Origin of the sequence: Photobacterium toruni (genome assembly GCF_024529955.1) — a bacterium.
Lineage (GTDB): Bacteria > Pseudomonadota > Gammaproteobacteria > Enterobacterales > Vibrionaceae > Photobacterium > Photobacterium toruni.
Genome location: NZ_AP024854.1, coordinates 1,961,931 through 1,986,014 on the forward strand (window position 1 = coordinate 1,961,931; position 24,084 = coordinate 1,986,014).

Below are 24,084 nucleotides of genomic sequence, written 5' to 3' on the forward strand. Positions count from 1 at the left end.
TAAAACAGCTTTAAATAATGACATTCAGCTTGAATACGTATTAGGTATTTTTACGCCTTTGATTTTAAAATCTATTTGATCTAAAACAAGTATTGAAAAAACACTGTAAATTATCTATCAGACTATGAACTAGATCCCAAAAATTCACAGAAATTGTTTCTCAATAGAAACAATACTATTCATCAAGGAAACATAAAACGCTTAAATAGCCGATGAAGCAGTATCACGTTTCAATTTAATCGGTACAAAAATCCAGTAAATGATTGTTTTATCATCTTACCACCATAGCAATTTCCCCCTACTATGCGATTAATGCAGCATCTTATTACTCTTACCGCTTGAGAATATTCACTCTTGACCGACGTGAGCATTCCTACACTACATATTTGTTAGGTGGAACATTATGACGTTTAAATTGACTCCGATTGCTATTTCGCTGGTATTGTCACTAGGTTTATTTGGGTGTAACAATGACAATAATAATCAATTATAAAAAAATCCCTCGTTACTACTAACGAGGGATTTTTTTAGTTCATGTACTGATAAAAAAAGCGACCAGTATAATAATCTGTCTTATGACCAAAAATCATCAACAGGGGCTGGTTTGTTTTTACGTTTCTTTTTACCTGTACCTTCAGGTTTTGCCATTGGCTTTTCTGCCGCTAACAACATTTCAGATTCATCGACTTCAAAACCCGCCACTTGTTCACGTTCGAGTCGAACTTTATTCTTCTTCTCGATAACTTTAAAGTGATGGCTATCTTCATAATCAATCAATGATAATGCTAAACCCACCTCACCCGCACGACCACTACGACCAATACGGTGCATATAATCTGCTGGGCTACGCGGTAAATCAAAGTTAATCACTACTGGTAACTTTTCAATATCAAGACCGCGTGCTGCAATGTCTGTTGCAATTAGTACTTCTATGTCACCTAATTTAAATGCTTCTAATACACGTGTTCGCGCACCTTGGCCTTTATCACCATGGAATACTTCTGCACAAATACCACGTCGAGAAAGCTTATCCGCTAGGTGTTCACAACTATTTTTAGCATTCACAAATATAAGCGTTTGACGCCACTGATTTTCTTTAATTAAATGCGCTAATACTGCTGTTTTTTCACCTTTATTTACGGTAAAAACACGTTGAACTAACGTACTTGCATCAACACTTTGTAATTGAAGCTCAACTGGATCGTTAAGTAACGCTTGAGTTAGCATCTTAACTTGTTCAGGGAACGTTGCTGAGAATAATAATGTTTGCTTTTTGTTAGGTAACAATGCCAATAATGCAGACAGTTCTTCTGTAAAACCAAGACTTAGCATACGGTCAGCTTCATCAAGTACTAAGGTTTTAACGCGATCAAGCTTAATAGCATTACTTGAAATCAAATCCAATAATCGACCCGGTGTTGCCACTAAGATATCAGTACCGCCACGTAAGGCTAGCATTTGAGTATTTACTGATACGCCACCAAATACAGCAACAGTTTTAATTGCACCGTTAAAATGTGTCGCATAAGATTTAATGCTATCTGCAACTTGTTTTGCTAATTCACGCGTTGGTACTAACACCAACCCAGTAACATAGTTACCCTTAGCGTTTTTATTCTCAGTAGCTTTAGCTTGATACAGCTGTTGTAATAACGGCAAAGCAAATGTTGCTGTTTTACCTGAACCTGTATTTGCACCCGCAATTAAGTCACGTCCCGCTAAGACACTTGGAATAGCTTGTGCTTGAATAGGCGTTGGCTGTTGGTATTCCAGCTCCGTTAATCGTGCTAACAAAGGTGAAATTAGGCCAAGTTCAGCAAAGTTGGCAGGTGTTGTTGTCGTCGTCATTAATATGCAGGCTCAAAACTAAAATAATTCCTGTTATTTTAGCTTATTTAAGCAGTACTCAGTTAGTGATATTCCTTTATAAAGGGTAACTGATGTATTTGTGGGAAGTTTATGACGCTATTACGGGTGGGTTATTCGACGTCATGTCGAAAGCTAAACTATCATGCCAGTGAGTATATAAAGACGCCGGTAAAGAGAGACTAAAGTATCAGCCAAAACAATAATGCTACAACACGCTAATCGTAGATTATCTATCTCGTGCGTAACCTCACTGTAGGGAATGACGGAGTGTTTGACGTAAAAAAAACATTAACTTTCGTTAACGGCTTTCTTGAATGTGGCGGAGCAGCTTCAAGGATTAGTGGATTTGAACCCAATTTTACTTGCTCGGTCTACACACCCACTTTCATGCAGATGTAAAAAAGCCGTTAACTTTCGTTAACGGCTTTCTTGAATGTGGCGGAGTAGCTTCGAGGATTAGTGGATTTGAACCCTACTTTACTTGCTCGGTCTACACACCACTTTCATGCAGATGTAAAAAAGCCGTTAACTTTCGTTAACGGCTTTCTTGAATGTGGCGGAGAGATAGGGATTTGAACCCTAGATACGCTATAAACGTATGCTGGTTTTCAAGACCAGTGCTTTCAACCGCTCAGCCATCTCTCCAATTTTTATATCTCTCTAAAAGAGATATGGCGGTGAGGGAGGGATTCGAACCCTCGATACGTTGCCGTATACACACTTTCCAGGCGTGCTCCTTCAGCCACTCGGACACCTCACCACATTGTTGCCAACAACGCTTTGCTTGTCGACGGCGTGTAATATATTGATTTATGGGATCTGCGTCAAGGGTTTTTGTGCAAGTTTTTTCCATCTGCCGCCTTAAGCTGCAATTTGCACTATTATTGTACCAAAACTATTATTTACCATCATTTAAAAACAGCAAAAGCACCTCAGTGGGTGCTTTTGATAAATATAAATAAAAGTAAAACGGTTTAAATTGTTGGTTGAGCACACGCAGTAACACGGAATATTCTGCGGCATAACTCAAGAAATTGACCATAAACCACGCCTAGTGCACCTGACACTAAGATGTTACTCATTACCGCTGCGATAATTTGTTCTTTGTTCGCACCCACAGCAAAAAGAATACAAGCATAGATAGGTGACTGGAATACAACATATGCCACCATATCTGATAATCCTTTCATCCATCGTGCTGGAGACAGTTTACGCCCTAAACCAATAACATAGTCACGAAACATACCGTAAGGCCACGCTATGGCAATATTGATCGGGATCGATAGCGTACGAGATGCTAATGACTGCTCAAAAGACATGCCTGAAATAAAAACTTCAATCATCATTCCCGTAACAAAGCTAAATACCACCATTGCAAATATATCTGCAGCAGCATTTCTTACCTTAAATGGCACTTTAATAACAGACATTCACATCCCTTACTCTAGCGAAATCAACCAGCATAAGCATGGTAAGCGTTACTTAAAACCAGTAAATTTAAACCATGCAGTGTATATGCGGATTAGAACAGCTTTTTTGTAAAATAAGGCACTATTTTTGAATTCAGTTTAGATTTATTAACTAAAAATGCTGATATTAATAGTTATTTCAACCACACTGCTTTTAACTAAAATAGCTTTAAATATTATCTAGTTATGAGTATGTGCATTGCGTATAGTTTACAGCTTAAATGTCATTTTTATGCCGCTTTTATTTCTGATAAGTAAGACGTTGCAATCCGTGAATATAACCATGCACCACACAAAGCACCAATGATAGGAGCAATTAATGGCACTAGAAAATAAGGAATATCTCTACCGCCAGTAAACGTTACCCAATCCCAACCAGCAAAAAATGTAAACAGTTTAGGTCCAAAGTCTCTAGCGGGGTTCATTGCAAACCCTGTTAATGGTCCAACAGAACCACCAATAATCGCAACAACTAATCCGATCAACAATGGCGACATTGCTCCATTAACAACACCATTACTATCATCGGTTATTGCTAAAATAGAGAACATTAATATTGCGGTAATAACTAATTCAATAATAAATGCACATTGTACGGATAATAATGGTTGAGCATATGTTGAAAAGACAGATGCAGAATCGAGACCGGATAAATCACCTCGTATAATATGATGAGTTATTTCATAATTATCGAGCAAACTACCGTAAATACCGTAAATAACAGCAGCAGCAAAAAACGCACCGCCTAATTGTGCCAATATATAAGGCAGAATTTTCTTTTTCTCAAAATTATTAAATGTTGCAAGTGCGATAGTAACAGCTGGATTTAAATGAGCGCCAGATATACCAGCGGTACAATAAATCGCTATAGCCACACCTAGTCCCCATATAATACTGATTTCCCACTGGCTAAATGAGGCTCCAGCAAGTTTCAATGCTGCAACACTACCAACACCAAAGAAAACTAATAAGGCTGTACCGATAAACTCAGCCATACTTTCTTTTACAATTCTATTTTTAATATTTATTGACATATTACACCTAAACTTAATTATTTTTATTTATGTGAACTATTCTATTACTCCAATAATTACATAGATAAAAACGATTAAATAAATAAAAGGAAAATACAACTAAGGTTATATTTAAAAGTTGGTATTGATGTATCAAATAACGCCCCTACTTATTAAGTAAATATAAGCAGAGGCATACTATTATTTCTTCAAACCTAAAGTGTGTGCAGTAAGTATTGCTGAAACGACAGCTTCAGGTGTTACTGTAAACGGCATGTTGTGAATAGTCTCACCGTCAGCACAAGATGCAACAGCGACATCCATCAGCTTATTAAGGTCAATTTCTTTTACACCTAAATCAAATAAGTTAGTCGGTAAACCTACTTGATGACAGAAATTTAGAACCGTATTAATCTCTTCTAATGGTGCATTTTCTAATGCTAATTGAACTAATGTACCAAAAGCGACTTTTTCACCATGAAATAGATGATGCGCTTCTTCTAGCTGAGTCAAACCATTATGAATAGCATGTGCAGCCGCTAAACCACTACTCTCAAAACCAATACCACTTAAATAAGTATTTGCTTCAATAATATTCATTACAGCTTTAGATGGTAAATTATTTTCTACTGCAATTTTTGCTTTTAAACCATCAGCTAATAATGTTTCATAACATAATTTAGCTAATGCTTGTGCTGATAATGTTGGTGCGCCGCCAGCCATTGTTGGTTTACCTGAAGCTGCATTTGCACGAGCTTCAAAATACGTCGATAACGCATCACCCATTCCAGCAACTAATAATCGTACAGGGGCTTTTGCAATGATCGTAGTATCCATAATAACCATCGTAGGGTTAGTTGGGATCATTAAGTACTGATCAAATTGACCAGTTGGAGTATAAAGAACCGCTAATGCACTTGTTGGTGCATCAGTCGAGGCAATTGTTGGAACAACAACAACTGGGATTTTTTTATAGAAACCAATCGCTTTGGCTGTATCTAATGTTTTACCGCCACCAATACCAATAATGACATCATTATGATCATCATCAATCTTAACTTGTAAGCGGTCAATTTCTTGTCGTGAACATTCACCACCAAATAATTCCATTGAAAACTGCATATTCGCTTCAATAAAACTATGAGCCGTGGTTTCACCCACTAATCCTGTTACAAAGTCATCAGCAATAACCATTGGATTTTGACCATACGGTTTTACATAGCCAGCAATCGCTGCAATCGCATTTTCACCTTGAACATACTTACTTGGGCTAATAATAATCTTATCCATAAATATAACACCTTATTCTGTTAATTATTTTTTATATTCTTAAAAAATCTATAGGGTATTTTTAATTATTTTCACAATTGACACTAGCCCATTAGTTGACAATTGATTATTACTGACATGTAACAATCACACGATATAATCGTAATATGTTACTTTAACGGTATAAAAAAACCCAAGCTTCAAATGCTTGGGTTCTTATAATTAATCTATTCTTAAAAGAATTTATGCTATTTTTTGCTTGGGTAAAATCGGTAATTTAATCGTTAATGCGATAATTAATGAAACAATTAATAGTACAAACATTAAATAGAAAGTTGCAATAAAACCACCAAAGATAGAAGCGACAATTGAACCAATAAAACTACCAATACCAAAACCTAAGTAAATAATACCGTAATTTTTAGTAAGATTATTTAAGCCAAAGAAATCACTTACTAATGAAGGGAATACCGTAATTGTGCCACCAAAACTAAAGGCAATACAGGCAACAGCAACATAAAAACTCATCTGACTTTGATGAGCAAACAATAAAGAACACACACCGATTAGACATACCGCTAAGGAAATCGCAACCACTTTAGTACGTGCCATTTTATCCGATAAAATACCCAGCACTAAACGACCACCTAAATTGGCAACAGCAATAATTGCAACACTTGATGCCGCAACATCTAAAGATAAGTGTACATAGCCTTGACCGATATCCTTAGCAACACCAATAACGTATAAACCACTCATACAAACAGTTAAGAAAACTAAAGCTAACATCCAAAATTGAGGACATTTCATTGATTGTGAAAGACTAAAATCACGTACTTCAGCAGCAGATTCTGTAGCAGAAACGTGTTGTTTAGGTGCATCTTTCATCATTAAACCACCGATGATGACCATGACCATTGCAAGAACGCCCCAGTAATCAAACGTACTTTCTAAGCCATTGTGCTCAAGAAAATACATATTAATGAATTTAAAACCTAAACTACCTAAGCCATACGCACCAATCGCACAGGCAGAAATTAACCCTTTACGCTCAGGAAAAAACTTAACGCAGTTAGACAAGGTCATTAAATACCCAGTACCATCAGCAAAACCAATTAACAGACCAGCAAAGATATATAACAACCAAATATTAGTAGCATGAGCGGTAAGTAATAAACTTGCCCCCAATAAAATACCCGCTCCTAGCGTAACGTTACGCACGCCAAAACGCTCCTGCATTTTACCTGCCATTGATGAAGCAACCGCCAAAGCGAGACTCATAATACCAAAAGAAAAAGCCACACGGCTGACGGGCTCTGATAACTTACCTGCAAGCTGAGCGTTAAATAAACTCCAGGTATAAACTGAACCTAAAGCAAACTGAGTTATAACGGTGCCCAATAACGTAAAATAACGGCTGCGATTAGTAATTTGAGTGACCATAGTGACGTCCTTTGTTTCGGTAAAATACTTAAGGCATACTGCAAATTGCCTTGTTGCTGCTCACCAAAATACGACAATAACCATAGATAACAAGAGGGTAATAAAACAATAAAATCAGTGGTAACTTATGGGGAATCAAATGCAATATAGCGGCATGAAATACATTTAGCCGCTAATCATAGACTGTAATTTACAACTGCATTAAACGCCGGAAAGCTTTTAAATTACTGCGGCTAACCGGAATATGCTGCTCAACATGGTCCATTTTTATCATATAAGTACTATTAACCCATGGAATGATTTCTTTAACGTCATTAATATTAATACAATAAGAACGGTGACAACGAAAAAAATCATCAACAGGTAAACGTAACATTAACTCACTGATCGTCATTGATGCAATAAAGCACCCTTTCGCAGTATAAACCTGTGTTACTTTTTCATTGGCAATCGCACAACAAATATCACTAATCGCTGTCACATGAATATGATTATTGAGCATTAAATTAATACTCTGACTACGTGTATTAGTCATTGAGTGCGGTAATTCTTTTTCTTGAGCACGTAACTGCAACTTAGCTAATAACCCCATGATCCGTTGCTCATTAAGTGGTTTCAATAAATAATCAACCGCTTCTAATTCAAATGCATCTACTGCATATTCTTTGTAAGCAGTAGTAAATATAATTTGAGGCTTATGGGAAAATTGAGCGATATTACGCGCTAATAACATGCCATCAATTGACGGAACATTAATATCTAAAAAGACAAGATCGACCTTATTAGATTGTAAAAATTTAAAAGCATCTAAACCATCATCAAATGCAGCCACAATATTAATAGTGCTATGCTTTTCGATTAAATATGTTAATTCTTCGCGGGCTAAATATTCATCTTCTACAATCAAAGCATTTAATATCATGATCTTAATCCTGATTTTTTATAAAAAACTGCATACTTGTTCCTTGTTCAAGTCGACAAATATGTAACCCATCACTATACAATAACAATAACCGCTGATGAACATTGTTAAGTCCAATATGATGTGACTCTATTTTACCTTGATATAATTTATCAATCGTTTGCTGATCGATACCAACACCAGTATCTGTAATAGTAACAACCACATCATCAACCTTTTTTTTCACCGAAATAAACACTTTCCCTGCGACTCTTGATGGCTGAATACCATGCAAAATAGCATTCTCTACTAATGGTTGAATCAATAGACACGGTATTTGAGAGTGAACATCATCAATATCAAAGACCACCTCCAGTTTTGCACCGAAACGCGCTTTTTCAATGGCAACATAATCCCGTACCTGCTGAATTTCATCTTGAATATCAATTAATTCAACATCACGCTCTAAATTGTAGCGTAAAAAATCAGCCAAATTAGCAATAAGCTGTCGAGCATCATCAGGGCGAATACGAATTAAAGTAGAAATGGCATTAAGTGCATTAAATAAAAAATGGGGATTAATTTTACTTTGTAATGCTGAAAATTCAGCTTTCGTTGCCATTTGTTTTAATTGTTCAATCCGTGAGACTTCCATTTGAGTCGATATTATTTGCGATAACCCAATCGCCATTTCACGTAATGACATTCGAATATGATCAGGTTGACAATAAAATATTTTCAGCGTGCCGCTAACCTCACCGTTTTCCCATAATGGAATAATGAGTAATGAATGAAAATTATGTACATTAAGATTATTACTTATTATTTGCTCTCCACTTTCTACTGCTTGACGGGTCATTTGGCTAATTTTATGGTGGGCATCTAAAAAGTGTTCTTCTCCACGACCAACATAAGCTCGTACATCTTGAGTATTAGTAATAGCGACAGCATCAGCACCGGTATAAAAACGAATAATACTGCATACTTTTTGTAAAGCATGTCGCGTATTAATACGAAAATAAGGTAGCGTTTTATTTGCTATTTCAAGAGCTAGCTTAGCTTGCTGGGCCGCAATAAGCTCTTGTTCTTCATCTAAATCTTGTACTAATTTAATAATTAACCCAATCGATAATGTTCCAAGAATCATTGGAAAACTAATATGAGCAACAATATTATAAGCTTGCTCTTTATTATGTGATAACGCCACAATCAATACCATTGTCAGTATTTCACAACATATTCCAGCCAGAATACCGAGCTGGGCATAATTTTTTTTTGCACACTTACAATGAATCCATGTGGCTAATAAACCAGCAAAAATACTTGTTATTAAACATGCAACAGATGTCGGACCATCAACATCAATTAAATAACGATGGATACCAGCAATAATACCGGCAGGAATACCAATCCATGGTCCAAAAATAATACCACCAGATAGTACAGCTATAATGCGAACATTCACTAATGAACCATCAACATATAATCCGGTATAAGTACTAAAGACTGCAAATAAAATAAATAATGCTGAAATCATTGCTGTTTCAACAGGTCGGCGATGGGTTTTCTTTACTATTGATTGAAACAATTGGGTACGCGTTAATAAAAATAATGTCATTAACATTAATGCCGCGCGTTCAAATACGGCCAATAACATCATAAATTGTTCGCTGTACATTGCTAGATCCTAACTGTAAATAAAATGATGTAACTCTTTAATCTATTTTCGTAACATAAATTCGTTACGTATTTAAAGATTATGTTATTAGTTATGGCTTCATGTTTTAATTAAAATCAACAATACGTAATTTAATGTCAATCAGCGTCCTTTGTTCATTTTTTTAGTGCCAGATGATAAATATCTTTGAGCATTACTAGGTTGTTATCAAGAGGCTGTTACAATAGTGATCTAAAGTTCATCTATGCATGTATAGTTAATGCATCTGAACACTTAATCATAATTAACCCGAGACTGTTTTATGCCTTCACAACTAAGCACTATCTTAAAAAATGCTCAATTAGCAGATCAATTGCTATCTGAATCACAAACACGCGGCTTTGTTACTGCAATGGCTGCGGCACCACACCTTATTGATCCAACAGAATGGTTAGCATTTATGTGGGGTGGTGAAGAAACATCACCTTTTGATAGCCATGAAGAATTAGAAACTTACGCAAAAGCAATTATTGAAATCTGGAACGAAGCTCGTGCAGCATTATTTGAAAGCACTTGGCAATGGCCTGATGGCTGTGCATTAGACGATAGCCAAATTGTTACTGATGTAACCAGCAGTTTCTGCGAAGGTATGCTACAAGGTTGGCAATTAGCTCGTGATGACTGGGAAACAATCATGCCACCAGAAAGTGAAGATAATGCCCTACTTGGTGGCGTATTACTTTCTTTTAGCTTGTTATTTGATCCTGAAACTGCATTAGAAGCACTTAAAGAACAAAACGCTGATGCATTGGCGCAGTTTGAAGAAATCTTTAATGCAATTCCCGTTATGCTATGTGGCCTAACACAACGCGGCGCGCAATTAGTTGCCGCCCAATAATCTGTGATTAAAAAACACAATAAAAAAGGCGAATCGATTCTGCTAACGATAATGAGTAGCAGATCGAGCCGCCTTTCTTTTTCTTTTTACTTAAGCAAGCAGTTACTTACGCATTACCTTTCACTTTTAATTGTAATTCTGCAGCAAAATCCAACATACGATTAAGTGGAATAAGTGATTTTACGCGCACTGCTTCATCAACAAAAATTTCATGTTGCTGACCCCCTTCAGCTAAAGCTGTATAAATGGCTTTCAAACCATTCATTGCCATCCACGGACAATGTGCACAGCTACGACATGTCGCTCCAGCTCCCGCTGTCGGCGCTTCAATTAATTCTTTATTTGGCACCATTTGCTGCATCTTAAAGAAAATGCCTTTATCTGTTGCCACAATTAATTTTTGTTGAGGTAACGTCGTTGCCGCTTTAATTAATTGGCTTGTTGAACCAACTGCATCAGCTAAGGCAACCACACTGGCGGGCGACTCTGGATGAACTAAAATAGCAGCATCAGGATGAAGAGATTTCATCTGCTTGAGTGCTTGTGCTGAAAACTCATCATGCACAATACACTCCCCTTGCCATAATAACATTTCAGCACCCGTTTGCTTTTGAATATACCCACCGAGGTGACGATCTGGCCCCCAAATTATTTTGTGACCTTCGCTATCTAGATGATCAATAATTTCTAAAGCGATACTTGATGTTACTACCCAATCAGCCCTTGCTTTCACCGCAGCAGATGTATTTGCATAAACGACCACCGTATGATCTGAATGCTGATCACAAAAATCAGTAAAAGCATCAACAGGGCAACCAAGATCTAGCGAGCATTCAGCTTCAAGGGTTGGCATTAATACTTTTTTTTCTGGGGTTAATATTTTTGCCGATTCACCCATAAACCGCACTCCGCAAATAATCAACGTTGTTGCGGAATGTTGATTACCAAAACGTGCCATCTCAAGTGAATCCCCAACAAATCCTCCCGTTGCTTCAGCTAAAGCTTGAATCTCTGGATCCGTATAATAATGGGCAATTAATACTGCATTATTATCCTGTAGACGTTGTTTGATTTGAGTAATATAAACCTGTTTTTCATTCTCCGATAAAACAGCAGGTTTAGGTGGAAACGGATAGACCATTTCCGATGGATCAAATGCAATATTCATTATTCATTTGCTCGTCAGTATTCCTTACATTTAAAAACATTATACGCATGATTTTTGAAATATCATCATTAGTAAAAAATACACAACATATACTCAAAGATAGTTATATATACTACAAGGGTATATATAAAAGTGAATTTATATTAATTTTATTCTCAGAATTCTCTGAGAACATCTCAGAAAAAAACTTATTGATATAGATCACAGTTTTAAAACTTACTATCTTAAATAATATACCTTCGCTTTAAAGCACTATTTAAACTACCTGTAGAAGAGGTGAGACATTGATGAAGGTCTATAACTATCATCAAATTAACCCTTGCGGCACATTATTATAAATTAGGCCGGAAAGCCTTTCTTACTTACTTAAGAAAGGCTTTATTTTTAAATATTAGACTATTTTTTGAAACACTGAAAAACATGTTTATAATCTCTTTGGGTAAATGGGTATTACTTAATACCTTTACTATATTCACGTTTTGACCAAAAAAAACATCAGTTTCAAGTTCAGTAACTGAAATTTGTCTATCTGTATTTTCAAATATATACTTTATAAATCGATGATTACCACTACCATCACGCACCGAAATTACTTTTTTTCCATCACAAAAAACAGTTTTAGTCTTATCATCAAAAGAAAGATGTTTTTCTTTATCTTTCAAAGAAATTAATAAATAAATATATGATATAACGGTCATAAAACAGAAGAAGATAAACATCACTATCATAAAGAGATCCATATATAACCTATTTCGTCCCTTCACAAATTTTAAGAAGATTATCCGCACTAACCCACTGCCGAAAACGTTGACGATCAGTCTGGCATAACGTGATAATTGAGCCTATTTGTGCAGTCCAACCATCCTGCTTCCATAATTTTATTTTAGTTAAAATTACATCTTCTGAATGGCTTTTTTTTAATGATTGTTCAATAATATTAAATGCATTTTCGCCTGCCATTTTAATAGCATAATCATGATTGATTTTAGATAGATAAATAAACACCCCACTACTAATCCAACCAGATAACGCTAATAATATTAATAAGACTGTCATTAGTTTATTCATAATAAATAGCCTCTATAATTATATACGTAAACGGCAAATTGTTACGATGGCAGAATCAGAAAGTATTTGCTTCAATTTATCACGATCATTATTACAAATAGTTGTCACAGATCCGGTTTGAGCTGTCCAATCATTTGCAAACCAAAATTGTATTTGTTTAATAATTTCGTGATCTGATTCTTTATCTTGCAGAGATTGAGAGACAATATTATAAGCATTTACTGTAATTTTATCATTGATGAAATCACGATCATTACTTAAATGGATAATCATTAAATAAGAGGCAAATAACCACCCTAAAATAGAAATTAATGAAAAACATAATATTTTTTTTTGACTTAACAAAATAACTCCAACTATCCATAGTAATAGTATTACATTAAGTAACAGCAATTATTTAATAAAAACAAATAATACCAAAAAGAAAAATAATTTTCATGATCGTTTACATAGGTAAATATAATTTTTAATACACTTATTTTAAATAGGCTAAAAAAGAATAACTCTTAGCTAATAACAAATAAATAATAAAAAAACCCACATAAATGTGGGTTTACATACATTTATAGCAATCAGCCTAATGCTTTGATAATTTCAATAACGCAGACTGTGCTTGTTTAGCACTTGTAGAGTTAGGATATTCTTTCTCAACTTGCGTGTAATATGCCATCGCTTTAACGGTATCATTACTCCGCTCTGCAATAACACCAAGTTTTAATAGTGCATCTGCGCGCTTACTTGAGTCTTTAGTGTTTGCAACAACTTCAAAATTCTTTGCTGCTTGTACTAAATCATTTTGAGCAAAATGAAGCTGCCCTAACCAATAGCTTGCATTAGGTTTGTATACTGACTCAGGATAAGTAGTTAAGAAAGCCTCAAATGCTTGGGTCGCCCCTTGATAATCTTTCTTCTTCAAGATTAAATTCACCGCATTTTGATAAGCGTCATTCTCATTCATATTTTTAGAATATGTTGCTACTGATACTGAACTAACGTCTTTAACCTCTGGAGTAACTTTTACTGGCTGGCGGCTTAACTGATCAACATCGTTATACAATTGTCGTTGACGCTCTTTCATTTGCTTAATATCGTAGCTATTACGTTCTACTTTGCCACGAATATTATCAATATCAGCCGACATTTGATCGAGCTGACGTTGCACTTGCAATTGTGATTGCCCCTGTGCTTCAAGCATACGTTCTAACGTTTGTAAATTAGCAGCTGAAGCAGGCGCGGCGACCACTTGGGTCGCCGCACCAACCAGCAACACTAATGCAAATTGACGCATTATTTTGTTACTGTTCATAATTATCAACCTAACTCTTAATTAATATACGATCACTGCACGACGATTTTTTGCATAGTCAGCATCTGTATGACCAAACAATAATGGTTTTTCTTCACCATAACTTACAATCGACATTTGGTTAGCTGATACACCTAATGCTTGTAAATATTGAGATACCGCAGTAGCACGGCGTTCACCTAATGCAATATTATATTCAGGTGTACCTCGTTCATCAGCATGGCCTTGAACAACAACCTTGATATTTGGATGATTACGTAAATATTCAGCGTGAGCTTCTAACATATTTTGATATGCTGGTTGAATTTCAGCATTATCAAACTTAAAAAATACAGTTTGTTCTTGTTGACGTAACTTTTGCATTTGTTGCTCATGCAATTGTTGTTCAGTCATTGCCCCACTTTGATCGATCGGAGTAGAGATCGTTGTTTGACCAATACCACTATTAATACCAACATTACCATTTTGGTTTTGAGACGCAGCGGAACTACCTGTCGTATCGGTCGAGCTACATGCAGCTAATGTCATCATTGGTAACGCAATGGCTAAGCCTTTCAAAATTCGGTTAAGTTGCATCTATTTTTATCCTTCATCATTCAGTAATACCCATTATCTGGATATGTTATTGTTCTATAATCCTATTATAGGAATGGACCCCAAGCTGGCGCACGTACACGCTTACTTGTTGACGGTAAACGCGCTTGGAATCGACCATCAATAGATACCAACGACAATTCATAGCTATTATTTTGTGCTGAACTATAAATAATCATACTGCCATTAGGTGCAATACTTGGTGATTCCGCTAACTTTGCTTTGGTCAAAATCTGAACCGCACCACTTTTTAAATCTTGTTTAGCAATGTTGTAACCACTATCTGAACGATTAACCATCACTAAAAAACGACCATCAGGGGTAATTTGCGCCCCCATATTTTGACTGCCTTGCCATGTTACACGTTGAGTATCACCCGTGGCTAAATCAAGATGATAAATTTGTGGACGACCGCCACGATCTGAAGTGAAATACATTGATTTCCCATCAGGAGTCCAAACTTCTTCAGTATTATTAGCTCGACCATGCGTTATCTGACGTAATTGCTTCGTTTTAAGATCTTTAATATAAATCTGTAAACTGCCCGTTTTTGATAATACCATTGCCAATTTTGTACCATCTGGTGAAAATTGTGGTGAGCCATTATGACGAGGATAATTAGCAATCAATTCACGCGTACCTTTATAAATATCCAGTACAAAAATTTCTGCTTTACCATTTTCAAAACTTACATATGCTAACTTGCTACCATCAGGAGACCAAGCCGGTGACATTAGTGGTTGCTTTGATTTTAAAACGACACGCTCGTTATAACCATCATAGTCAGCAACACGTAATTGGTATGGAAATTGTGTTCCTTGATTATCATCAATATAAGCAATACGGGTTAAAAAGGCACCACGTTCACCCGTTAGTTTTTGATAAATCATATCGGAGATTCGATGAGCATACTGACGCATTCGATTCGGTTTTACAACGGCACGGTTATTTAATAGTAAATAATCACTCGCAGCACCTTGCTCATCACTGTGTAGTTTACCTTTAACAATATCAACCAATTGATAATTAATAACATAATTACCTTCTGCGTTTTGACTAATACTGCCTGTCACCACGGCATCAACGCCTAATTTCGTCCACGCACTGTAATTAATTTGGCTTTCATTATAAGGCCGTTGCGGTAACTTATTATTGGCTATTGGGCTAAACTTACCGCTTCGTTGTAAATCAGAAGCAATGACAGCTGAAATATCGGTAGGTAATTTATTTTGACCTTGCCACTCAAAAGGTACTATTCCTATTGGACGGGCCGAATCAACACCATCAGTGATGACTAAATCAAGTGCAGCATGTGCAAATTGGCTAACGCTTAGTAAGGCAAAACATACACCTATCATCCAACGTTTCATCAATAGCTCCTTATAGTTACAAAAGCCGTAACCACTGTTACGACAAAAAAATAAAGTCAGTATTCAAATGAAGAATCTACGGACTAACCGTTAAGTTAATAACCCGTAATTGTTTAACGATATCTGGGTTATCCGGCATAGGAAACTCACTCACTTGCAGTACTGCTGATTTAGCCGCTCGACAAAGAGTTTCATTACCCGCTAACTGTGAAACATCCAACACTAAACCATTCGCTGACAAGCGTAAGGTTAGCTGACATTTTTGACCTTTAAGGCTTTGATCAACTAATAAATGCTGTTGAATCATTTGCTTATAAATAGTGCCATAACGTGCCACTTCATCAGCAATATGCTGACCTTTCGCACCACTACGTTGTTCATTTTCAGCTTCTAATCCTGAAAACATATCATTGAGTGCAGCATCTTGTTTAGCTTGAGCTTCTGCTTTCGCTTTAGCATCTGCCTTGGCTTTAGCGTCTGCCTTCGCTTTAGCCTTCACTTTAGCGTCTGCCTTCACTTTAGCGTCTGCCTTCGCTTTAGCGTCTGCCTTCGCTTTAGCGTCTGCCTTCGCTTTGGCTTCTGCCTTCGCTTTGGCTTCTGCCTTTGCTTGAGCTTCTGCCTTTGCTTTAGCTTCTACCTTTGCTTTAGCTTCTGCCTTTGCTTGAGCTTCTGCCTTTGCTTGAGCTTTTGCCTTTGCTTTAGCTTCTACCTTTGCTTGAGCTTCTGCAGCTTGTTGTTGCAATTGACGCTGCTTTTCGGCTTCACGAGTTGCTTTTTCTGCTGCTAACTTATCTTCTTTTAACTGACGAAGCCTCTCTGCATCAGCTTTACGTTGTGCTTCAAGCACTGCTGTTTGTTGTTCTAAACGGGCTTGACGAGCTTGTTCCGCATCTTTGGCTGCTTGGCGTTGCTGTCGAATTTGTTGAGCCTGTTGATTCAATAGAGCAGGATCAATCATGGTAGCTTGAATAGTATTACCCACAGATTGCTTTTTATCGAAGGTAAAATCAGCTCCCCACAATAACAGCACAATAAATAATGCATGCACGAGTACAGATATAATAACTGATATCGAGTAATTACTTTTTTTCATGCCTTAATTTCCAGGCTTATCGAGTGGGTCAGTCATTAAACCTACAGAACCAACACCGGCATGGCTTAATGCATCTAAGGTCTCTACAATATTGGCATAAGGTGTGCGTCCATCACCTCCCACCATAACCAATGTTTTAGGATTAGTGGCTAACTCTGCTTTTACTCGAGCAACTAATTCATCAAGACTGAGACCATGTACCATATTAGCATTATCAATACTCACCCCTAAGTGCCCATCTTTATCAACTTCGACAATAATCGGTGGTGTATTAGAATTAGGATTCATATCTGCAACCGTCTCAGCCGTTTGTGTCTTAGGCAGATCGACATCAACACCTTGACTAACAAACGGTGCCGTCACCATAAAGATAATTAATAACACCAGCATAACGTCAATATAAGGAACGACATTAATTTCAGCCGTCATTTTGCGTTTCTTCGGTTGATAAGCCATTGCTTATTACTCCTGATTCGCTGCAAATGCCTGACGGTGTAAAATACTTGAAAACTCTTCCATAAACGTTACATAAGTATGTTCAAGTTTAGTTACTTTATTAGTAAGACGGTTATAAAACATCACCGCAGGGATCGCAGCAAAAAGGCCCATTGCAGTTGCCACTAATGCCTCAGCAATACCAGGGGCAACCATAGCCAATGTTGCTTGTTTTACTGCTCCTAGTGCAATAAATGCCGTCATAATGCCCCATACTGTACCAAAAAGACCGATATAAGGACTGATTGAACCAACGGTTGCAAGAAAAGGTAAGTTAGTTTCTAACTCATCGACCTCTTTAGATAATGAAACACGCATTGCACGGCTAGTACCTTCCATTACGGCTTCAGGTACACGACCATTGTTGCTATGTAGGCGTGCAAACTCTTTAAAACCTGAATAAAAGATACGTTCAGAACCTGATAATTCATCTTTACGCTCTTGAACTTCTTGATAAAGTTGTGAAAGATCAATACCTGACCAAAATCTATCTTCAAATTGACTCGCATTACGTTCAGCACTATTTAAAACTTGTGAGCGCTTAATGATCATTGCCCAAGAAGCAATCGACATTCCAAGTAAAATAAGCATAACCAGTTTTACTAACAAACTTGCTTGTAAAAAAAGGTCTAAAATGGTTAGTTCTGAATTCACCTAATTTATCTCCGGCTTTAATTGTGCTGGTAACGCGATGGGTTTCATAATGGTTGGATTAACGCAGGCAATTTTCACTATAGCGCGGCAAAATACTACATTATGATCATTAACTAATTCTTGGTTAAATTCGATTGATGCTCTGCGTATGTTTTGAATAGTTGTGTTCACTATAAGTTGATCATCTAACTTTGCACCACGCATAAAATCAATATTCATACTGCGTACGACAAAACTCATATTATCCGCAAACAATTGTTGCTGATTTAAGCCAATATAACGCAATAATTCGGTTCGAGCTCGTTCAAAAAACTTTAAATAATTAGCGTGATATACTACCCCGCCTACATCTGTATCTTCATAATAAATGGTAATCGGCCATTTAAAAATATCTTGTTCTTTCATTTGATATCCATAACCACCATACCTACACGGTGCTAATAATCACACTTGCTACCACTATACCCTAAGTCATCTACAGATAGTTACCGTGGCACCAATAGATAAGTGTATTTAACTGAAAAATGAAATTTGCCAGTAGTTTCTGACAATCAAATTACAATTCTGTTCAGTTATCATGCAACAAAAAACATTAATAATGGCTGTCATTTTATACCTATAAAAAAAGCCTGTTTCCATTACGGTAACAGGCTTTTTAGTTCTACAGATTACATCTTATAAAAAACGTAATCCCAAAATATACAGCAATATAGGCAGTGCGATATACGGTGTGAAAAACACCTGAAAATACCATCGATGAGGAACAAATCCCATACCAAAGATCATGGCACTACAGGTTGCCCAAATCATCAATGGTGCTAACCCCGCACTAAATCCACCAATATCTTCAGCAAATTGTCGAGGCTCCCACATTAATAGCCCAGTAATCGTCAATGCCATTACTATTGCTAATAATTTAAGAGGTAATACAGTCAATGGTGCATGAATTAGCTTTACCGCACGATCTATTTTACTCACTGTCTTTATCCATATTTTCAGTCGTTTCAAGCCATAACGCATTGACAATACCGAATGAACAAGCCAGTAAAACACCTAAAATCCAAGCAAAATACCACATAGTTCGTCTACCCCTTAATACAGTGAAGTCTTGTTGTCTTCGATATATTTAGTATCAAGACGACCAAACATTTTGTAGTAACACCATGCAGTGTACGCCAAGATCACAGGTACCATTACAAACGCAACAATTGTCATGATGTGTAATGTATATTCAGATGACGTTGCATCCCAAATGGTCAAACTTACATTAGGCGCTAAGCTTGATGGCATAATAAATGGGAACGTTGCGAAACCAAATGTTAATACAACACCAACAACCGTTAAGCTTGAGAACAAGAATGCAAAACCTGCACGCTCAGCACGTGAACATAATGCTGTTAGTAATGGCATAACAACCGCCAGTATTGGTGCTATCCACAATACAGGGTAGTTTTGGTAGTTAATGAACAATGCCCCCACTTGACGAACAACTTCTTTCGTTAGTGGATCTGATGCTACATTTGGCAATACTTGAGAGGTAATCACATAGCCATTAATACCTTGAGAAACAAACCCTGCAATAATAAATACCACCGCCATTAATATTGCAGAAATTGCTGCAACATTACGGGCACGAGCATGAATAGCATCGGTCGTTTTCATTTGTAGGAATGTTGCACCTTGGGTAATAACCATTAATAAGCTAACCACACCACAAAGTAATGCAAACGGGTTTAATAAACCAAAGAATGAACCTTTATAGGTTGTCATCATAAATTCGTTTATTTCAAACGGCACACCTTGCATCAGGTTACCAAAAGCAACACCGAAAATAACAGGAGGAACAAAGCTACCGACAAAGATTGCTTTATCCCATAAATCACGCCATTTTGAATCGGTCAGCTTAGAACGGTAGTCAAAACCTAATGGACGCAACCAAAGAGCAGCTAACGTCAAAATCATTGCCACATAAAAACCAGAGAATACCGTTGCGTAAACTAATGGCCATGCTGCAAATAATGCACCACCAGCGGTGATCAACCAAACTTGGTTACCATCCCAGTGTGGTGCAATTGAGTTAATCATTACACGGCGTTCGTTATCTGTCTTACCAATAATTGGAGACAGCATACCTACGCCCATATCAAAACCATCTGTAATTGCAAAACCGATGCACAATACACCAATTAGCACCCACCAAATGATTCGCAAGCTTTCATAATCAAACATTATTCTGTTTCTCCCTGCTTACACTTCAACCTGACGTGAAACGACATCTTGTGCAGTATCTTTTTGCTCAAAATGATAACGGCCTGTCTTCAAGCTACTTGGACCTAAACGTGCAAACTTAAGCATCAAGTACACTTCAGCAATCAAGAACAGAGTGTAAAGTCCGATAATTGCAGCTAACGAGAACCATAATTGTGATGGTTCAAGATTGGATGCGGCCATATGTACTGGCAATATTTCACCAACAGCCCATGGTTGACGACCATATTCAGCAACAAACCAACCCGCTTCAATTGCAATCCAAGGTAATGGAATACCAAATAATGCAGCTTTAAGTACCCACTTGTTACCTGTGATTTTATGACGGCAAGACTGTACAAATGCAGCGCCAATAATAGCAAACATTAGGAAACCAGCACCCACCATGATACGGAAGCTAAAGAATAGCGGCCATACACGAGGAATAGAGTCATCAACAGCTTTTTGAATTTGCTCAGGGGTTGCATCAACAACTTTATCAGTATAAGGCTTCAATAATAGGCCATAACCTAAATCGCCTTTTACTTCATTAAATGCTGCAACATTGGCTGGCGTCTTATCACCTGCACGCAATTTCTCAAGTAAACCGTAAGCAACCATACCATTACGAATACGTACTGCATGCTGCTTTTTCAAATCACGAATACCTAATACTTGAGTATCCAGTGAACGTGTTGCAATAATACCCATTAAATATGGGATCTTAATTGCGTAATCTGTTTCCATCGTTTCTTGATTAGGGAAACCAAAAGCCGTGAACGCCGCTGGAGCAGGTTCGGTATGCCACTCAGCTTCAATTGCTGCTAGCTTAGTTTTCTGAACGTCACCTAATTCATAACCTGATTCATCGCCTAAAATCATTACCGATACAATTGATGCAAGACCAAAAGCAGCAGCAATCGCAAATGAACGACGAGCAAAGGCAATATCACGTCCTCTTAGCATGTAGTATGAACTTACGCCAAGAATAAACATTGCACCACATACGTAACCTGATGCCACTGTATGTACGAATTTAACCTGAGCAACAGGGTTAAAGACGACTTCAGCAAAGCTCACCATTTCCATACGCATGGTTTCGTAGTTGAAATCAGCCCCCACCGGGTTTTGCATCCAACCATTAGCAATTAGGATCCACAATGCAGAGAAATTAGACGCTAACGCTACTAACCATGTCACTGTAAGGTGTTGACGTTTTGATAGACGATCCCAGCCAAAAAAGAACATACCGACTAGAGTGGATTCAAGGAAAAACGCCATCAGTGCTTCAATCGCTAACGGCGCACCGAAGATATCACCAACATAATGAGAATAATAAGCCCAGTTTGTACCAAACTGGAATTCCATGGATAGGCCAGTAGCCACACCCAATGCAAAGTTAATCGCGAAAAGCTTACCCCAGAACTTTGTCATGTCCTTATAGATTTGCTTGCCTGTCATAACATAAACTGATTCCATGATGGCAAGTAAAAACGCCATACCTAGAGTCAGGGGAACGAACAAAAAGTGATACATCGCTGTTAAAGCGAACTGTAACCGCGATAGTTCGACGACATCAGTTAACATTGATAACTCCTTTTTCACCTGCTGACGGGTGAAGTACTACACAGTGTACTGGTTATTGGTTTTAGCCAATCGTAGATAACAAACCGCAATATTAATGATCTTCCTGATCGCATTAATCATGATGATAATGGCGTCCATTCTATTGTTGCAGTTTTGTACCAAAAATATTGTTTTACTGTTATTCTACAGCTAATAAATTCAAGGCTAATATTACAGATATCAGCAATAATCTTCAAAGTATTTATTAATAGTTTTGCTTTGATATTTATCAAATAAAACACCGCCACAAGCCAACGACGCCACTAAACATGATTTACATCAAAAAATATTACCTTTCTTTCGTATTTTTTAAACTTTATACCACCTGTATTTTTAATATTTACTTTTAATAATGATGCATTAGATCATAATCCATTCTTATTTATTCACAATCAATCAATATAAAATCATTACCGCTTTTGCAAAAAGCTCTCTATAAATCAATATTAAACAACAGGTTACACAATTCCATTTGCAAATAATTGTATGCCAATAAAGAATCCACAAGTGGTACTAATAAATATTTCACTTAAATAAAAAACCAACTAAACAGCAAAAAATTCATTATATAACAATGTCTTATTTGTATGATTATAATATTCATTGAACTAAAAGGCCTCAAACGATCATTTTGTATTAAATAGATTTTAATTATGATTAAATATTTAAAGGATAAATATTATACAAAAAAACAATACTTAATAAGTTCAGATAAAATTCTATACTTTTGTGTTTAATTAAAAGTACCAACTCGTTATTAAATGGTAATCAATATTATTTTCAATAACATTATTATTGTTAAATATTAGCTTTTTTTTATATTTCTGAAATAGAGGTATAAAAAAAACGAGACTATTATTGTCTCGTTTTTTACTTTTTACTTTTTACTTTTTACTTTCCGTTATTATTTTGTTTTTGGTATATCAAGTCCAAAATGTAAATAAGCACGTTGAGTTGCAATTCGACCACGTGGTGTACGTTGTAAAAAACCTTGCTGAATCAAATATGGCTCAAGTACATCTTCAATAGTGTCTCTCTCTTCACCAATTGCAGCAGCTAAATTATCAAGTCCAACGGGTCCCCCCATGAACTTATCAATAATAGCCATCAATAATTTACGGTCCATATAGTCAAAGCCGCTACTATCAACATCGAGCATATCAAGTGCTTTATTTGCGACTTCAGAGCAAATATGGCCATTACTTTTCACTTCAGCATAATCACGAACACGACGTAATAATCGATTCGCAATACGTGGCGTACCGCGAGCACGCATTGCCATTTCCATCGCCCCTCCCTCTTCAAGGGATAAACCAAGATAACTGGCACTACGAGAGACGATATCTTTAAGATCATCCACTTTGTAATATTCTAAGCGTTGCGTAATACCAAATCGATCACGTAATGGCGAGGTTAACGATCCCGCACGTGTCGTCGCACCAATTAAGGTAAATGGTGGTAAATCAATTTTAATTGAACGCGCTGCAGGACCTTCACCAATCATAATATCTAATTGATAGTCTTCCATTGCTGGATAAAGAATCTCTTCAACTTGCGGGCTTAAACGATGAATTTCATCAATAAAAAGCACATCGTTTTCTTCAAGATTAGTTAATAACGCAGCCAGATCTCCTGCCTTTTCAAGCACTGGTCCTGATGTAGTACGAATACTCACACCCATTTCATTAGCCACAATATTGGCCAAGGTGGTTTTACCTAAACCAGGAGGACCAAAGATCAATAAGTGGTCAAGAGCCTCATTGCGCAATCTTGCTGCTTGAATAAATATTTCCATTTGATCACGAACGTGATCTTGACCTTGATAATCGTTGAGTAACTTCGGACGAATAGCGCGATCTATAATTTCATCTTCGCGAGGTGTCTCAAAATTACTAGAAACCAGTCTATCGGCTTCAATCATAATAAATACCTATTACAGGATGT

Annotated in this window: 24 protein-coding genes and 2 tRNA genes; 1 reads left to right on the forward strand and 25 read right to left on the reverse strand. The window is 36.8% G+C overall.

The window, feature by feature from the left end; genetic code table 11:
• Positions 1 to 573 precede the first annotated feature (573 nt).
• From OC457_RS09285 to OC457_RS09325, 9 genes are all read right to left on the reverse strand, one after another.
• On the reverse strand, positions 574 to 1,848 hold the full coding sequence (locus OC457_RS09285; RefSeq protein ID WP_080173108.1) for a DEAD/DEAH box helicase: 1,275 nt from the start codon (positions 1,846 to 1,848) through the stop codon (positions 574 to 576).
• A 575-nt stretch (positions 1,849 to 2,423) separates the two neighbouring features.
• Positions 2,424 to 2,514 (reverse strand) — tRNA-Ser (locus OC457_RS09290).
• A gap of 27 nt (positions 2,515 to 2,541) precedes the next feature.
• Positions 2,542 to 2,629: transfer RNA gene (locus OC457_RS09295), tRNA-Ser, on the reverse strand.
• A gap of 214 nt (positions 2,630 to 2,843) precedes the next feature.
• A complete protein-coding gene (locus OC457_RS09300; protein ID WP_080173107.1) occupies positions 2,844 to 3,299 on the reverse strand; it encodes an L-alanine exporter AlaE in 456 nt (151 codons plus the stop codon).
• A gap of 269 nt (positions 3,300 to 3,568) precedes the next feature.
• The gene (locus tag OC457_RS09305; protein WP_080173106.1) at positions 3,569 to 4,372 is read right to left on the reverse strand and encodes an MIP/aquaporin family protein; all 804 of its coding nucleotides are present in this window, start codon (positions 4,370 to 4,372) and stop codon (positions 3,569 to 3,571) included.
• Between the two features lie 180 nt (positions 4,373 to 4,552).
• On the reverse strand, positions 4,553 to 5,641 hold the full coding sequence (locus OC457_RS09310) for a glycerol dehydrogenase (protein ID WP_080173105.1): 1,089 nt from the start codon (positions 5,639 to 5,641) through the stop codon (positions 4,553 to 4,555).
• Between the two features lie 222 nt (positions 5,642 to 5,863).
• Positions 5,864 to 7,063, reverse strand: a complete 1,200-nt coding sequence (locus OC457_RS09315) for an L-lactate MFS transporter (protein WP_080173104.1) — start codon at positions 7,061 to 7,063, stop codon at positions 5,864 to 5,866.
• Positions 7,064 to 7,253: 190 nt separating this feature from the next.
• Entirely contained in the window at positions 7,254 to 7,982 is a 729-nt protein-coding gene (locus tag OC457_RS09320) for a LytR/AlgR family response regulator transcription factor (protein ID WP_080173329.1), read from the reverse strand.
• Between the two features lie 7 nt (positions 7,983 to 7,989).
• Positions 7,990 to 9,642 (reverse strand): LytS/YhcK type 5TM receptor domain-containing protein, encoded by a 1,653-nt coding sequence (locus OC457_RS09325; RefSeq protein ID WP_235866889.1) that lies wholly within the window; start codon positions 9,640 to 9,642, stop codon positions 7,990 to 7,992.
• Between the two features lie 301 nt (positions 9,643 to 9,943).
• Between OC457_RS09325 and OC457_RS09330 the strand changes: the two genes are divergently transcribed.
• A complete protein-coding gene (locus OC457_RS09330) occupies positions 9,944 to 10,519 on the forward strand; it encodes a UPF0149 family protein (protein WP_080173103.1) in 576 nt (191 codons plus the stop codon).
• Positions 10,520 to 10,625: 106 nt separating this feature from the next.
• Here the strand turns inward: OC457_RS09330 and nadA are convergent, their stop codons facing one another.
• From nadA to ruvB, 16 genes are all read right to left on the reverse strand, one after another.
• Entirely contained in the window at positions 10,626 to 11,687 is a 1,062-nt protein-coding gene (gene nadA / locus OC457_RS09335; RefSeq protein ID WP_080173102.1) for a quinolinate synthase NadA, read from the reverse strand.
• Between the two features lie 362 nt (positions 11,688 to 12,049).
• A complete protein-coding gene (locus OC457_RS09340) occupies positions 12,050 to 12,415 on the reverse strand; it encodes a hypothetical protein (protein WP_080173101.1) in 366 nt (121 codons plus the stop codon).
• A gap of 19 nt (positions 12,416 to 12,434) precedes the next feature.
• Entirely contained in the window at positions 12,435 to 12,755 is a 321-nt protein-coding gene (locus tag OC457_RS09345; RefSeq protein WP_080173100.1) for a hypothetical protein, read from the reverse strand.
• An 18-nt stretch (positions 12,756 to 12,773) separates the two neighbouring features.
• A complete protein-coding gene (locus tag OC457_RS09350; protein WP_080173099.1) occupies positions 12,774 to 13,100 on the reverse strand; it encodes a hypothetical protein in 327 nt (108 codons plus the stop codon).
• Between the two features lie 232 nt (positions 13,101 to 13,332).
• Positions 13,333 to 14,061, reverse strand: coding sequence for a tol-pal system protein YbgF (ybgF, locus tag OC457_RS09355; protein WP_080173098.1), 729 nt, complete (start codon positions 14,059 to 14,061; stop codon positions 13,333 to 13,335).
• Positions 14,062 to 14,082: 21 nt separating this feature from the next.
• Positions 14,083 to 14,637: a peptidoglycan-associated lipoprotein Pal gene (gene pal / locus OC457_RS09360; RefSeq protein WP_080173097.1), complete on the reverse strand. Its 555-nt coding sequence runs from the start codon at positions 14,635 to 14,637 to the stop codon at positions 14,083 to 14,085.
• 65 nt (positions 14,638 to 14,702) lie between these two features.
• Positions 14,703 to 16,025 (reverse strand): Tol-Pal system beta propeller repeat protein TolB, encoded by a 1,323-nt coding sequence (gene tolB, locus OC457_RS09365; protein WP_080173096.1) that lies wholly within the window; start codon positions 16,023 to 16,025, stop codon positions 14,703 to 14,705.
• Between the two features lie 76 nt (positions 16,026 to 16,101).
• On the reverse strand, positions 16,102 to 17,118 hold the full coding sequence (tolA, locus tag OC457_RS09370; protein WP_080173095.1) for a cell envelope integrity protein TolA: 1,017 nt from the start codon (positions 17,116 to 17,118) through the stop codon (positions 16,102 to 16,104).
• 3 nt (positions 17,119 to 17,121) lie between these two features.
• Positions 17,122 to 17,574 carry a protein TolR gene (tolR, locus tag OC457_RS09375; protein ID WP_080173094.1) on the reverse strand — a complete coding sequence of 151 codons (453 nt, stop codon included), beginning with the start codon at positions 17,572 to 17,574 and terminating at the stop codon, positions 17,122 to 17,124.
• 6 nt (positions 17,575 to 17,580) lie between these two features.
• Positions 17,581 to 18,267 carry a protein TolQ gene (tolQ, locus tag OC457_RS09380; RefSeq protein ID WP_080173093.1) on the reverse strand — a complete coding sequence of 229 codons (687 nt, stop codon included), beginning with the start codon at positions 18,265 to 18,267 and terminating at the stop codon, positions 17,581 to 17,583.
• Positions 18,268 to 18,672, reverse strand: a complete 405-nt coding sequence (gene ybgC, locus OC457_RS09385; RefSeq protein ID WP_080173092.1) for a tol-pal system-associated acyl-CoA thioesterase — start codon at positions 18,670 to 18,672, stop codon at positions 18,268 to 18,270. It lies immediately after the preceding gene.
• 270 nt (positions 18,673 to 18,942) lie between these two features.
• Positions 18,943 to 19,245, reverse strand: a complete 303-nt coding sequence (locus tag OC457_RS09390; protein ID WP_235866888.1) for a cyd operon YbgE family protein — start codon at positions 19,243 to 19,245, stop codon at positions 18,943 to 18,945.
• Positions 19,238 to 19,345: a cytochrome bd-I oxidase subunit CydX gene (gene cydX / locus OC457_RS09395; RefSeq protein WP_036795409.1), complete on the reverse strand. Its 108-nt coding sequence runs from the start codon at positions 19,343 to 19,345 to the stop codon at positions 19,238 to 19,240. Before cydX ends, OC457_RS09390 begins: the two co-directional genes overlap by 8 nt.
• A gap of 14 nt (positions 19,346 to 19,359) precedes the next feature.
• Positions 19,360 to 20,496, reverse strand: a complete 1,137-nt coding sequence (gene cydB / locus OC457_RS09400) for a cytochrome d ubiquinol oxidase subunit II (RefSeq protein ID WP_080173090.1) — start codon at positions 20,494 to 20,496, stop codon at positions 19,360 to 19,362.
• Positions 20,497 to 20,514: 18 nt separating this feature from the next.
• Positions 20,515 to 22,101, reverse strand: a complete 1,587-nt coding sequence (gene cydA / locus OC457_RS09405) for a cytochrome ubiquinol oxidase subunit I (RefSeq protein ID WP_080173089.1) — start codon at positions 22,099 to 22,101, stop codon at positions 20,515 to 20,517.
• A 943-nt stretch (positions 22,102 to 23,044) separates the two neighbouring features.
• A complete protein-coding gene (ruvB, locus tag OC457_RS09410; RefSeq protein WP_080173088.1) occupies positions 23,045 to 24,061 on the reverse strand; it encodes a Holliday junction branch migration DNA helicase RuvB in 1,017 nt (338 codons plus the stop codon).
• Positions 24,062 to 24,084: the final 23 nt, after the last annotated feature.

Bases quoted from the DNA above. Each gene is read 5' to 3' on its own strand.
- OC457_RS09340 (WP_080173101.1), bottom strand. From the start codon at position 12,415: ATGATAGTGATGTTTATCTTCTTCTGTTTTATGACCGTTATATCATAT.
- tolA (WP_080173095.1), bottom strand. From the start codon at position 17,118: ATGAAAAAAAGTAATTACTCGATATCAGTTATTATATCTGTACTCGTG.
- OC457_RS09325 (WP_235866889.1), bottom strand. From the start codon at position 9,642: ATGTACAGCGAACAATTTATGATGTTATTGGCCGTATTTGAACGCGCG.
- OC457_RS09310 (WP_080173105.1), bottom strand. From the start codon at position 5,641: ATGGATAAGATTATTATTAGCCCAAGTAAGTATGTTCAAGGTGAAAAT.
- OC457_RS09345 (WP_080173100.1), bottom strand. From the start codon at position 12,755: ATGAATAAACTAATGACAGTCTTATTAATATTATTAGCGTTATCTGGT.
- OC457_RS09305 (WP_080173106.1), bottom strand. From the start codon at position 4,372: ATGTCAATAAATATTAAAAATAGAATTGTAAAAGAAAGTATGGCTGAG.
- OC457_RS09315 (WP_080173104.1), bottom strand. From the start codon at position 7,063: ATGGTCACTCAAATTACTAATCGCAGCCGTTATTTTACGTTATTGGGC.
- OC457_RS09300 (WP_080173107.1), bottom strand. From the start codon at position 3,299: ATGTCTGTTATTAAAGTGCCATTTAAGGTAAGAAATGCTGCTGCAGAT.
- tolB (WP_080173096.1), bottom strand. From the start codon at position 16,025: ATGAAACGTTGGATGATAGGTGTATGTTTTGCCTTACTAAGCGTTAGC.
- cydX (WP_036795409.1), bottom strand. From the start codon at position 19,345: ATGTGGTATTTTGCTTGGATTTTAGGTGTTTTACTGGCTTGTTCATTC.
- ybgC (WP_080173092.1), bottom strand. From the start codon at position 18,672: ATGAAAGAACAAGATATTTTTAAATGGCCGATTACCATTTATTATGAA.
- OC457_RS09285 (WP_080173108.1), bottom strand. From the start codon at position 1,848: ATGACGACGACAACAACACCTGCCAACTTTGCTGAACTTGGCCTAATT.
- nadA (WP_080173102.1), bottom strand. From the start codon at position 11,687: ATGAATATTGCATTTGATCCATCGGAAATGGTCTATCCGTTTCCACCT.
- ybgF (WP_080173098.1), bottom strand. From the start codon at position 14,061: ATGAACAGTAACAAAATAATGCGTCAATTTGCATTAGTGTTGCTGGTT.
- ruvB (WP_080173088.1), bottom strand. From the start codon at position 24,061: ATGATTGAAGCCGATAGACTGGTTTCTAGTAATTTTGAGACACCTCGC.
- OC457_RS09330 (WP_080173103.1), top strand. From the start codon at position 9,944: ATGCCTTCACAACTAAGCACTATCTTAAAAAATGCTCAATTAGCAGAT.
- tolR (WP_080173094.1), bottom strand. From the start codon at position 17,574: ATGGCTTATCAACCGAAGAAACGCAAAATGACGGCTGAAATTAATGTC.
- pal (WP_080173097.1), bottom strand. From the start codon at position 14,637: ATGCAACTTAACCGAATTTTGAAAGGCTTAGCCATTGCGTTACCAATG.
- cydB (WP_080173090.1), bottom strand. From the start codon at position 20,496: ATGTTTGATTATGAAAGCTTGCGAATCATTTGGTGGGTGCTAATTGGT.
- cydA (WP_080173089.1), bottom strand. From the start codon at position 22,101: ATGTTAACTGATGTCGTCGAACTATCGCGGTTACAGTTCGCTTTAACA.